This is a genomic window from Pullulanibacillus sp. KACC 23026 (assembly GCF_029094525.1).
GTDB lineage: Bacteria > Bacillota > Bacilli > Bacillales > Sporolactobacillaceae > KACC-23026.
In genome coordinates this window covers 2382469-2394829 of the sequence record NZ_CP119107.1, presented here as the reverse complement: position 1 = coordinate 2394829, position 12361 = coordinate 2382469, and the positions used below count along the sequence as shown (strand labels likewise).

The window sequence follows — 12361 nt, the reverse complement described above, 5'->3', positions numbered from 1 at the left end:
GAAAATCTAACGGTATGAAGTACTTATTAATGTCAACTGTGCTGCTACTATTACTCAGTCTTCCAAATGTCAGTCAAGCAGAAGAAATGATGTCAATTAAATTAGTCAATTACTTAAAAGATACCGCTCGTGTCTCGATTCAACTTCATGGAGACTATGTCTCGTTAGATCCTGTAATTCATTTAAAAGAAGGAGTGAACTATCGATTAAATCTTAATAAGGGCCAGCTCGTTTTAAAAGGCAACACCGATACCTTCCATGTTGGAACGTCCTTTATGCTCATTCCTAGTGACTATGATACCGGACATTTTATATCTGTAAATGATCGGAACTACTTAGGGGCTCTTAACTTTGAGATTGAAGACAAAAAGTATATACGTCCCATTAATCAGCTTCCCCTTGAAGATTATTTAAAAGGTGTTGTTCCTTTTGAGGTGTTTGCAGGTTGGGATCTAGAAACCCTCAAATCTCAGGCGATTGCGGCCAGAACTTATGCCTCCCACCATCTTCACGAGACCATTAATGATACGATCGCTTATCAAGTATATGGAGGGTATCAGTGGGAAGATCAAACATCAAAAGCAGTGGATGCAACAAAAGGAGAAGTCTTAACCTATAAGAATCATTTAATTGAAGCCTTTTATTCTGCAAGTAACGGCGGCATCACTGAAGGCAATCATCATGTATGGGGAGGCTCACATCTGCCTTATTACCCGATAAAGAAGGACCCTTATGACCCGCAAAAAAATTGGAAATTTAAATTGCACCAGGTTCAAATCAAGAATCAAGACATCCCCACTCTTTGGAATAACCCTAAAGATTTTCGAGATATAGTAGAGAGTGATCCTCAAATGGCTTCAACAATCAAAAGCTGGTTAAAAGGAAAAGGCTATGTTGGCGATCTGAAAATTTTATCGATCCCTCAATTTGAAATATCTGATGAAAGAAACTCGTCAAAAAGAGCCTATAAAGGGTCCATTACCGTCCATTTTGTTTCAAATTTAATGAATGGGACCTTACTCTTTCAAAGTGTGAAGTTAGAAAATGTTCCACTATCGTCTATTCGGCCAATGATTGGTGGTGAACGTTTCAAAAGTTACCTGATTGAATACTCGGATAAAAAACGCAATGTTTATATTGTAAAAGGTAAAGGATATGGACATGGTGTCGGGATGAGCCAAGAAGGCGCCAAAGTTATGGGAAATAAAGGCATGACTTATAAAGAGATCCTTCATTTTTATTTCCCCGGCACAAAAATACAACCATTATCTGAGGTTAACAAATAAAGAAAACAAAGCCATGCCAAGTTTATAGGCGAAGGCGCGCGCCTTGTTGACATAGACTGAGTTCCTAAACATTCAACTTGCGTCAATCTTCTAACAATTTGTTAAGGTATAAAAAAGTCGGTTATATAAGATAGTCCTTATTAACCGACTTTTTTCAATTAGTCTAAGCTATTAAAAAGCAACCTCTGGCGGGTAATGATTATTGATCGTCAAACCGCCATCGATTCTAATGACTTGGCCTGTGATGAAACTGGCTTCACTGCTCGATAGGAACAAAGCTAAATTCGACACATCTTCAGGTTGCGTCAGCCTGCCGAGCGGTGTTTTTGAAACGACTCCATCACGAAATGCTTCAAAACGATCACCCGCGTAGAAAGTTAAGGAATCTGTTTCCACCACTCCTGGAGACAGACAATTGGCTGTAATCCCTTTTGGTCCTAATTCAGTTGCAAAGTAACGGGTTAATGACTCCATGGCTGCTTTAGCAGATCCAATATTCGCGTAACGCGGAAGTGTAAACTCACTTCCCATGCTGGATACGGTCAGTATACGTCCTTCGCGCCCTTCCATCAATGGAACAGATCTCTGAACCATTTGTACTGTACTATTGACTACAACCTGATAAGTTTTGTTAAGATGGTGTGCCTTTATATCCATCAAATCTTTAAAGGCAGTAGCTGCAGCGTTAGCAATAAAAATATCGAGAACGCCCCATTCATTTTGAACATAATCAAACATCGCGTCAATTTCTTCGGGCGAGTCCAGATCTGCCTTAAAAAGCAGAGCTTGTCTTCCTAACTTTCGAATCTCTTCCACTGTTTGACCTGCTGCCTCTTCATCACGGCGATAGTGAATGAGAACATCTGCCCCTTCTTCCGCAAATTTTAAAGCGGTAATCTTTCCAATTCCACGTGAGCTTCCTGTAATGAGAGCTTTCTTTCCTTCAAATTTCCCCATTTGGCAAAATCCCTTCTCACCTTATTTATTGATTGCTTCAACTTCATTAGAGTAAAAATAAGCATACCCTTGATGGATCGCCTTTGCCGCGTTAAGTTCACTCGCATCATAGCTTCCGCCGATGAGTACAGTTGGCACTCGATCTTTTAAAACGTCGTAAAGTTCCTGATTAGCCGTTTGTCCTGTGCAAAGAATCACTTGGTCTGCCTTTATAAATTGCTTAGTTTCACTAGTTTGAACCCATACACCGTCTTCGGTTATTTCACAGCATTCAAAACCTTTTAGGAGAGTCACCCCTAATTTTCGAAGCTCTGACAAGAGAACCCAGCGCGTGGTCGGTCCGACATTCTTGGCTAGCCTTTTCGATCGTGAAATAAGGGTCACTTCAATATTGGCGCATTCCCTCACCTTAATCCCATAGTCTTCAAAAAACGTTTTAACCTCAGGCCTTATGTCATTTGCCTGGCTGATTAAATGGGCTAAGTCACAGCCAATGCCGCCGCCGCCAACTATCGCCACTTTTTTTCCAACCGGAACTTGTCCAGATAGAATGTCAGAGTAGGTGACAACATGAGGAAGCTGGACACCTTTTAACTGTTCTGGGACGTAAGGGGTCACACCTGTTGCCAAATACACTTTATCAAAAGTCTCTAATTCATCAATGTTCGGTTTAGTTGACAAATGAATGTCGACATTTAGACGTTCAAGACAGGTTTTATAATACTGAATGGTCTCTCTGAACTTTTCCTTGCTTGGGATCTGTGAGGCGAGGAAAAAGTGCCCCCCTAATTGTGGCTGGGCTTCAAATAGCGCCACCTTGTATCCCTGTTCAGCAGCAGCCTTAGCTGTTGATAGACCCGCAACACCACCGCCCACGACAGCAATGTTTTGCCTCCTTTGACTTTCCTTATTTTCAATTTCTCGCTTCTTCCATTCCCATTCATGACCTGTCCTCGGATTAACCAAACATTCAACAGGCAATGGCGGATGTCCGAGCGTATGGTCCAGGCATCTCTGATTACATGAGATACATCGATTAAGCATTTCGCGGTTTGTTTTTGCCTTTAACGCAAACGCTTCATCGGCAAGCCACGGACGGGCAGGTGCCACAAAATCCATGAATCCAAGTTTTAGAACGTCTTCTGCAACTTCAGGCGTATGGATGCGATTTGCCCCAATGACAGGAATGGAAACCGCGTTTTTTATGTAAGATACAACGTGAGCAAAGGCAGCATTTGGAACGCTGGCGGCGACAGTCGGTACACGTGATTCATGCCAGCCAACGCCAACGTTTAAAGCGTCAATCCCTTGACTTTCCAATTGCTTAGCAAACTCCATGGTCTCCTCTTGCGTCGTGCTGTCTTCCATATAGTCGTTTCCTGAAATTCGATAAATTAAAGGAAAAGCAGATCCGACATGCTCTCTAATGCCAGCTACAATGTCAAGCGGAAGCTTCATCCTTTTCTCAAAAGTACCGCCATAAGCGTCCGTTCTCTGATTCGTAATGGGTGAAAGAAATTGGTTTAATAAATAACCTTCTGAACCCATTAATTCAATGGCATCAAACCCTGCATCCTTTGCGAATATGGCCCCTTCAATAAAAGCCGCTTGAATGTCCTTAATCTCACGAATCGAAAGCTCCTTGGGTGTCTCCTTTGTGAGATTAGAAAAAAGAGGACTAGGCGCAACCGGTGTAAGCCCTGTTTCTGCCTCCTTAGCATATCGGCCATTATGCTGTAATTGGAGAGCCAGCTTACCTCCTGCATAATGGACCGCTTGAACGATCTCTTTAAGCTGACTGCGATCGCTCAAATTTGTCAAACAAAACATGTGGTCGCCGCCGCCTTCTGGAAGGACAGCGACACCACCAGTTATGATCAAGGCTGCGCCACCTTTTACCCGTTCAACGTAGAAGGCTTTTAATTGATTTAAATGTTTTGGGTCTCCTTCTATGCCTAGATGCATCGAACCCATTAAGATTCGATGCTCTAACTCTAAAGATCCAATTCTACCTTTTGAAAACAGATTTATAGTGTTCAAAGCCATCACCCCTTTGTTAGATAATGCTTGGCGATGACCACCTTTTGAGTTTCAGCCGTTCCTTCTTCAAACCATTGGAGGCGACCGTCCCGATAAATCCGCTCAATCTCGCTCCCTTTGAAGTAGCCGATTCCACCAAAGATCCTAAGCGCCTTATCAGTTACCCTTCGAAGCATTTCAACACTATAAAATTTTGCCATGGAAGCTTGTGCCGGAACAAGCGCTTCTTGGTCCTGCAATCGCCCTGCATTTAAACAGAGCAGGCGGGCCGCTTCAATATCAGTGGCCATTTCGGCAATATAGGATTGAATGAGTTGCCTTTTGCTAAGAGGTTTACCAAAAGTAACCCGTTCGTTTGCTCGTTCAACAGCTAAGTCCAACGCTCGCTGTGCGAGACCGACACACGTCATCGCCACCGAAATCCGGCTCGGATCAAGAAAACCGCTTAAAGCTGCGATTAACCCTTGTCCAGGTTGACCTAACAGATTGTCCTTAGGCACACGGGCGTTCTCTAAGAAGAGGTGGGCATGACCGGTACCTGTTTGTCCCATAGTCGGAGGCATCAAATCAATTTTTAGGCCCGGAGTGTCTCTAGGGATCATTATGGCTAGTGTTCCATCATAACCGATTGTTCCTTCTTCACGGGCGAATAGAAGGAAATAGTCTGCCACATCACCAAATGAGATCATCCATTTTTCACCATTTATAAGGAAATCATTGCCTTCTCTTCGGACAGTTGTTTTAATATCTGCACCCGAACCACTGTTAGGCTCAGTTAAAGTGAAGGTTGCGATTAAATCTCCTTTAACTAACGGTTTTAAGAAACGTTCCCTTTGTTCTTCGTTCACTATGGGCATAAAGGGACGCCAAATTCCGTTACTAACATGTACAATCACACGGATCGATCCGTGCGATTGTGAAAAAAGTTCAATGATTTCTAGATACTGAGAAAAGCTTATTCCTTTTCCTCCAAGGGATTCAGGAGCAGTCAGATTTAAAAAGCCATGGCTTCTTAATTCCTCCCAAACATCCTTCCCGCATTGCCCTGTTTCTTCAATCTTTTCTGAGAGTTCTCTAAGCGGGCCATTCACAAAATCATGAACTTCTGATTTAAGTTGTTGAAAGGCTGAATCATTCATTCGTTTTTCATCCTTTCCTTATTAGGCCTTTATTTTGCGCTTATCTGAAATCAACTCTCTGAGAACATATTTTTGAACCTTCCCCGTAACGGTTCTTGGCAGCACGTCGATTAACTCTAAATGTTCTGGCCAATAAATTTTGGCGACCCCTTTGCTTTCCAAATAAGAGGTGATATCTTCTAAAGCAAATGGTGTTTTCTCTTTAAGTGTAATAAAAGCGCAAATTCGTTCTCCCAAACGTGGGTCAGGCATCCCGACGATGGCTGCATCTTGAATATTAGGATGTTCATATAGGACATTTTCAATTTCAACGACTGGAATCTTTTCTCCACCGCGGTTGACAATATCTTTAATCCTCCCCGTAATATTTAAGAAGCCTTCTTCATCCATAATCGCCAAATCACCTGTAATGAAAAAGCCATTCTCATCTATAGCTTGTTCATACCATTCGTGGTGATCTAAATAAGTGGTGAACATGGCGGGTGTTTTCACACGGTACATCCCTTCTTTACCGCGTGGCAGTTCATTTCCTGCCTCATCGGTGATCTTCATTTCCATTCCCTCGATCACACGACCATCCGTTCCCCATGCTTTATCTCCATCTTCATAAGGCGAACCCACGGCTACTAGGCAAGTTTCAGTTGAGCCCCATCCGCCAACAACATGGCATTCTAAGGCCTTTGTCGCTTCTCTTGCAAGCTGTCTCGGAACAGCAGCTCCTGTTGCCACAAAAATCCGCAACCCTTTTGGAGGATTCGCATCACGAGAGATATCAGCCAAAAATGGCATAGCCGCCTGAACAAAAGTGGCCCCATACTCTTCTATCGCTTTTCTTGCTGTCTCCACATTCCAAACAGCTTGACAGACTTGCGTGGCTCCAAGGCCAAGAGCTGCCACCATTCCGTACAAGAAACCTGTTTGATGAGCAATTGGCGACGGAATCCAAATAACATCATTCTCTGTAAGCTTCAGGGCTTTTCTATGCGCCCGAACCGCGAAGCTAAGTGTCCCATGTGTGTGAATAACCCCTTTAGGTTCCCCAGTTGTACCAGATGTAAATAAAATCTCAGAATTCGTTTCTGAATTAGGGCGGAGTTGATTAAGTCGTTCAAGATCTGGATCGTGATCGGCAAGCCCGCCTAGACAACCTTTCACATCCATTGGGTTTCTCGATTTAATAACAATCTTTGTTTCAAGATTAGGAAGTTTTGAAGCCAGACGATCTACCATTGGCTCGTACTCAAACTTTCGATAGTCATCTGGGATAATGAGAAGACGACTTTTTGTTTTTTCCATAATAAAAGTGACTTCTCGATCGCGAAGAGCCGGAAGTATCGGACAGGCAGCTGCCCCAATCTTCCAAATAGCTAACGTGACAACGACAAATTCCCAACTGTTCGGAAGCTGATAAGCGACAAAATCCCCCGGCTTAACTCCGTAATTTAAAAGACCTTGTGCTGTCCGGTTAGACAGTTCCTCTAATTGCCCATAATTTAACATGATAGGATTATCCAAACTTAAATCAATAACCGCTAATTTTTTCGGATCGACTGATTGGAGGCGATCTAGAAATAAAGGTTCACTTTTTAAATCAAAAATGTTGGTCATGCCAATATCGCCTCCTTCTGCTTAGCAACTTTAAGTGGTTCAATCTTCATATCCAGCCCTAATTCATTCATTTGGTCTAAGAATTCTGGATAAGAAATTTTATAAGCATTAGGGAAGGTAAGATCGCTTGTTCCTTCCGCACGAGTGGCTGCAAGGGCAAAGGCCATTTCAACACGGTGATCATTAAAAGAAGAAATGGAAGCAGCGTGAAGGGACGGAACACCATTAATAATGAGGTCGTCACCCACTTCTTTAACATCCCCTCCCATTTTATTGAGTTGGAGCATAGCTTTCACACGATTGGATTCTTTTAAACGTCCAGGTCCAATATTTTTCAAAATGGTTTGTCCTTCTGAAAGGGATGCGAGAACACTTAAGGCTGGAATTAAATCTGGAATATCTTTCATGTCAATTTCGAGCCCGCCTTTTGGACGGAAACCATCATGTCTCATTCTGAGTGCATCGTTCTCTTTATCTACCTCTACTGGAAGTCCCATTTGTTGGACAATCTCTAAAATTTTCCCCTCTGGGTGTGAGCCTGCTTCGGAAATACCTTCTAGAGTGAGATCACATGGATGCAGGGACGCTAAGACAAAGAGAAAAGCCGCTGAAGAAAGATCCGGTTCAAGCGTAAGATCAGTTGGCTTATACGTTTGATTGGCCGGAACCGTCCACATCCGACCATTTTCATGTTCAATGACGTTAACGCCAAATTGTGCCATCATGTCAATGGTCAAGTTGATATATGTCTTTTCATTCAATGGCGGAAGCGCTTCGATGACGGTATCCTCTGATGCAAAAGGGGCTAGGATTAAGAGTCCAGATATCCATTGGCTTAGTGTCCCTTGAATTTGAATATGGCCGCCTTTTGGAAGACCAGGATTTACCGTAACGGGAAGTCGGTCATTCGTAGACGTTAAATCAACCCCCATGTCCGATAACGCCTTTAACAAAGGTCCCATAGGACGTGCCTTTAAAGCTTTGTGGCCGTCGTACGTAAGCGGACCTCCGATTGATAAAGCCCCCAAACCTAGCAAAAATTGAGAGGTTGTCCCCGAACTGCCAACGCGTACAGTTCCGTTTCTTGGTGTATATTGACCACCGTTTACGATATAACCATCTTTTGTCACTTTAACTTCTACATTTAGATCTTTTAAAGAATTAAGAGAGTCTTTGATATGTAAGGCCATTGATTTCCCTTTGATCTTCGTCGTGCCTTTTGCAAGAGACCCGAAAATCAACGCCCGGTGTAAATGATATTTAGAAGATGGCACCTGCAAAGTACCTGACACTTTCTTCTCATATTTATTGACATATAGTCGTCCCATATCTGAACCCTCCAATTTACTCAGGTAAAATGATCTAGCTACTTATCTCTTGCTAGGTGAAAAGAATTTTAAACCTTTTATCCTATTTAGTAATTCCTTGATTTTAACCATTAGTCATCTACTAATGGCTAAAAATAGGATGGCATTCTAATAATCCTGATAAAACGTATTTCTTGTCTATGATTCGTATATTCTATTACCGGCAAAAGAGCCTAATCATTCACTCTTTCAAATAGATAATTAATTCTCTTTAAAAAAAGAATAGCTTAGCCTAGTTAGGCTGGTTAAACGTGCTGTTTTCTTTTTTCACGCTCACGACGTCTTGCATTGGTTAACAGCTTTTCCGCAATTGTCATTTTTTGCATTTCAATGGTTCCTTCTTCAAACCATAAGGAGCGGGCATCTCTGTATAGACGTTCAATTGGGCGATCAACCGAATAGCCAACACCGCCATAAAGGGCTAAGGCGTGATCCGTGACCTCTCCGACCATTTTTATGGCATTAGCTTTCGCAACTGACGCTTCCAATGAAATGTCTTCTCCGCGGTCGTACTTCTTTGCGGCATCCAGACATAAAAGGCGTCCGCCTTGGATCGCAATTTGCATCTCTGCCAGTCGCATTTGAACCGCCTGACGGCTCGCAATAGCTTTTCCGAAAGTCGTCCGTTCTCTCACCTGCTTCAAAGTAACATCTAAGGCTTCTTGGGCTAGACCCACGGCACTTTGGGCAATACAGGCTCTGCTCTGGTCAAGAAAACCGCGAACCGCTATGCCAAAACCATCCCCAATTTCACCGAGAATTTCTTCTTCAGAGACTTCACAATTCGAGAAGTGAATTTCAGCATGTGAACACCCTTTGTCACCCATCATCATCGGCATTGGGGTAAGCGTCATACCAACTCTACCTTGAGGAACTAGGAAAGCAGTTAAACCGTTACGTCCAGCTTCCCCTTCCATTTTTGCAATAACAACAATCACACCAGCTTCTTCAGCAAAGGTGATCAAATGTTTTTTTCCATTTAATAAATATTTGCCATTTTCATAGGTGGCGGTCGTCCTTAAGTCAATCCCAGTTCCGTTATCTGGTTCAGTTAAAGCAAAGGCAACTAGCGTCCCTTCATTGACAAGTTTCTTTAACCAATATTCTTGCTGCTGAGCATTCCCTTGTCCAACGGTTCGCCAGATACTGTTATAAGCATGAAACATCATCCGAATAGTTCCGTGACAATGGGAAATCTCTTCTAAAATTGGGAAGTAGAGTTCAAGTGGAAGTTGCTCTCCACCCACCCATTTTGGCTGAGTGAGTTTATGAAACCCTAATTCTTGAATTCTAGCCCATAGTGCATCTGGGATTGCTTCTGTGCGCTCGATCTGTTCAGCCCAGGTGCTAGCCTCTTCTTCGCGAAATTGTATCACTCGGTTTCGAATGACATTTGCTCTCTCAACTAGTTCGGTGTCTAATTGATCCGAGTGAATCTGTATAGTATCTCGGTCAGAACGATTTAACATGTGATCTCTCCTTCAAGTAACTTTTTAGTCACCCTCATTTGCCAAAAGCTTATCTCTTATTAGAACAACCGGTTAACTGCCTTGTTGTTCTAATAAGAATTGTTCACGCAAGACCTTATTCTTGATTTTTCCTGAATGGGTCATTGGTAATTCATTAAAATACCTTAGTTGATCTGGAAATTGGAATTTCGCTAAACCATTCTTACCAAGGTAATCTCTTAATTCAGCAACGGGAATCTCTTCAGCGCCTTCCTTCAGCACAATACAAGCAATGGTCTGCTGACCTAATGTTTCATGAGGCGCTCCAACGACCGTCACACGTTCCACCGATTCGTGTCCTGCTATGACGTCTTCAACACTCTTTGGATCGACTTTAGTTCCCCCGCGGTTGATAATATCGTCAGCGCGTGCTACAAAGCTAAAACGACCATTTTCATCTAGGCGAAGAAGATCGCCTGTATGAAACCAGCCTTCTGAATCCCATTGTTTTTTTGCCGCAGCTTCATTTTCATAGTAACCTGGTGAGAAATTCGGACCACGGGACCACATCTCTCCTACTTCACCCTGATTGACATCATGACCTTCTTCATCCACTAAACGAATTTCAATGCCCGGTAAGGCAAATCCGACTGTGCTGCTGAGTGCTTCAATCGGATCCGTTGGTTTCGTTGCCGTTCCGACAAAACCTTCTGTCCAACCATACATAGCCCCTACTTTGATTCCGGCATCATTTTGAAGTCGTTCAAGGATTGTTTTAGGAACAGGAGCCCCTGCATAGATGAACGTCTTAACACTAGAGGTATCGGCTTCTTTAAGCTTTGGAGAATTAGCCGTATGAATAACATGCGGAGGTGCACCAATCATGAAACTTGGTTTTTCCGTTTCAACCCATTTGATCACTCGATTTGCCGAGAAACGCTCCAGCAAGAAAATTCGACCTGCACTGGCAATGGTCATCATAATGCCTGCAAGCATGCCTGTTTGATGACTAATTGGGGCCAAACAAAGAACACCGTCGCCTGTTTGATACTCGAAATTTTTGGATAATGCATTGACTGACCATATGTAGTTTGCATGATAGTGTACAACGCCTTTAGGCGAACCAGTTGTACCCGATGTAAAAACCATGAGAAAACCGTCCAATGCCTCTGGCCGATTTGCTTCTAGTACACTTTCAGTTAATCGCTTGGAGGTGCTTCTTATTTCTTTAAAAGTTAGAGCTCCTTTTGGCGGAGTAATTTTATCGCCTTGTAAAATAATCTGTTCCAAGCTATCAACATGGTTTTTAATTTCCAGTGCCGTTTCATAGAGAGGCTGTCCTCGGAAGTTTTCAGCAATGATCCAGGCTTTACATCCAGCTTGATTTAAGCTGCTGATGATGGCCTCTTGCCCCAGGTCAACTTGAATCGTTACACTGATTGCCCCGATTCGAGCAATTCCAAATATGGCGATTACGTAATCCAATGTGTTAGGTAATTGAATGGCAACGCGATCTCGTTTTCGGATTCCCATGTCATAGAGACTGGCCGCAACACCATTCACTTCTTCCCAAAGCTCAGAATAACTGATGGAACGCACCTCATCTTTGTGAACCAAATCAGGATGATTCTTCACAGCATCCATTAAAAGATCGACAAAGGACTTATCTTTCCAGATTCCCTCGTCTAAATAATGCTTTGCTCGCGCTGAGTCTAAAACTCTACCTTTAAAGTCAAACATCTCTATTCCTCCTTCAATAGCTGTCAGAATAATTTGTGCTTATTGCCTCTCTTACTTGAGACGATTTTCAAGGTAAGTGACGACACCGGCTACTGTGGATAATTGTCCAAAATCAGATTCCGGGATTTCAAGATCGAATTCATCTTCAAAGGCGATAGCGAGTTCTGTAAGATCAAGAGAATCGGCACCTAGATCATCGACAAAAAGACTCTCCGATTGAACTTCAGAATCTTGAACTGATAGTTGACTAATTACAACCTTTCTTACACGCTCTTCGATTTGTTCTTTTGATAAGACAGTTGACATTGTTATTCCCCCTTGATCCTGTTTAACCTTTAATTTTTCATTGCTTTTATACTTCCTGTGTTTTTAACTTCTAATTGATCGATTCAATAAAATCAAAAAAAACCAGAAACGCACCTGTTTTAGTTATCTTAAAAGGCTTGTCCTTCTAAAACATAAGCGACTCCAACACGATTTTTGGATAAGGCTCTATAAATAATGATTTAGATCTACTTGTGTGTATCGGTAACCTGTTTATTAATAAAAATTAGAGTTAGAACTCATTTAATATAAACCGGACAAAACCTTTAAAGTACTAAAACTTAATTTTTTGCGTCTCTTCAATTCCAATGCATTAAGTTTAGTAATCCTCTTTGCCTCCCACCTAGTTTCTCATTAATCTGTAAAATAAGGTAATTAGCATTAAGTTTTATAACCAGCTGCTAATAAGCTTTTTACAAATTTTATGTTACTACTATTCAAAATATCTTTCA

Annotated in this window: 9 protein-coding genes; 1 reads left to right on the top strand and 8 read right to left on the bottom strand. The window is 42.2% G+C overall.

The genetic code is table 11. The features are described from left to right. Positions 1 to 29: 29 nt before the first annotated feature. Entirely contained in the window at positions 30 to 1286 is a 1257-nt protein-coding gene (locus tag PU629_RS11170; protein ID WP_275284325.1) for a SpoIID/LytB domain-containing protein, read from the top strand. Between the two features lie 171 nt (positions 1287 to 1457). On the opposite strand, the gene PU629_RS11165 is transcribed toward PU629_RS11170, so the two are convergent. The 8 genes from PU629_RS11165 to acpP form a co-directional block, all read right to left on the bottom strand. After that, a complete protein-coding gene (locus tag PU629_RS11165; RefSeq protein ID WP_275284324.1) occupies positions 1458 to 2243 on the bottom strand; it encodes an SDR family oxidoreductase in 786 nt (261 codons plus the stop codon). A 21-nt stretch (positions 2244 to 2264) separates the two neighbouring features. Further along, positions 2265 to 4283, bottom strand: coding sequence for an FAD-dependent oxidoreductase (locus PU629_RS11160; protein ID WP_275284323.1), 2019 nt, complete (start codon positions 4281 to 4283; stop codon positions 2265 to 2267). Between the two features lie 5 nt (positions 4284 to 4288). Beyond that, a complete protein-coding gene (locus PU629_RS11155) occupies positions 4289 to 5422 on the bottom strand; it encodes an acyl-CoA dehydrogenase family protein (RefSeq protein ID WP_275284322.1) in 1134 nt (377 codons plus the stop codon). Between the two features lie 21 nt (positions 5423 to 5443). Beyond that, positions 5444 to 7030 (bottom strand): AMP-binding protein, encoded by a 1587-nt coding sequence (locus PU629_RS11150; RefSeq protein WP_275284321.1) that lies wholly within the window; start codon positions 7028 to 7030, stop codon positions 5444 to 5446. Beyond that, positions 7027 to 8358 (bottom strand): 3-phosphoshikimate 1-carboxyvinyltransferase, encoded by a 1332-nt coding sequence (gene aroA, locus PU629_RS11145; RefSeq protein ID WP_275284320.1) that lies wholly within the window; start codon positions 8356 to 8358, stop codon positions 7027 to 7029. Before aroA ends, PU629_RS11150 begins: the two co-directional genes overlap by 4 nt. A 284-nt stretch (positions 8359 to 8642) precedes the next feature. Continuing rightward, positions 8643 to 9866: an acyl-CoA dehydrogenase family protein gene (locus PU629_RS11140; RefSeq protein ID WP_275284319.1), complete on the bottom strand. Its 1224-nt coding sequence runs from the start codon at positions 9864 to 9866 to the stop codon at positions 8643 to 8645. 72 nt (positions 9867 to 9938) lie between these two features. Then, positions 9939 to 11585, bottom strand: a complete 1647-nt coding sequence (locus PU629_RS11135) for a class I adenylate-forming enzyme family protein (RefSeq protein ID WP_275284318.1) — start codon at positions 11583 to 11585, stop codon at positions 9939 to 9941. A 51-nt stretch (positions 11586 to 11636) separates the two neighbouring features. Next, positions 11637 to 11891: an acyl carrier protein gene (gene acpP, locus PU629_RS11130; RefSeq protein WP_275284317.1), complete on the bottom strand. Its 255-nt coding sequence runs from the start codon at positions 11889 to 11891 to the stop codon at positions 11637 to 11639. Positions 11892 to 12361: the final 470 nt, after the last annotated feature.

Coding starts and splice junctions, on each gene's coding strand:
- PU629_RS11170 (WP_275284325.1), top strand. CDS start 30: ATGTCAACTGTGCTGCTACTATTACTCAGTCTTCCAAATGTCAGTCAA.
- PU629_RS11165 (WP_275284324.1), bottom strand. CDS start 2,243: ATGGGGAAATTTGAAGGAAAGAAAGCTCTCATTACAGGAAGCTCACGT.
- PU629_RS11155 (WP_275284322.1), bottom strand. CDS start 5,422: ATGAATGATTCAGCCTTTCAACAACTTAAATCAGAAGTTCATGATTTT.
- PU629_RS11150 (WP_275284321.1), bottom strand. CDS start 7,030: ATGACCAACATTTTTGATTTAAAAAGTGAACCTTTATTTCTAGATCGC.
- aroA (WP_275284320.1), bottom strand. CDS start 8,358: ATGGGACGACTATATGTCAATAAATATGAGAAGAAAGTGTCAGGTACT.
- PU629_RS11140 (WP_275284319.1), bottom strand. CDS start 9,866: ATGTTAAATCGTTCTGACCGAGATACTATACAGATTCACTCGGATCAA.
- PU629_RS11135 (WP_275284318.1), bottom strand. CDS start 11,585: ATGTTTGACTTTAAAGGTAGAGTTTTAGACTCAGCGCGAGCAAAGCAT.
- acpP (WP_275284317.1), bottom strand. CDS start 11,891: ATGTCAACTGTCTTATCAAAAGAACAAATCGAAGAGCGTGTAAGAAAG.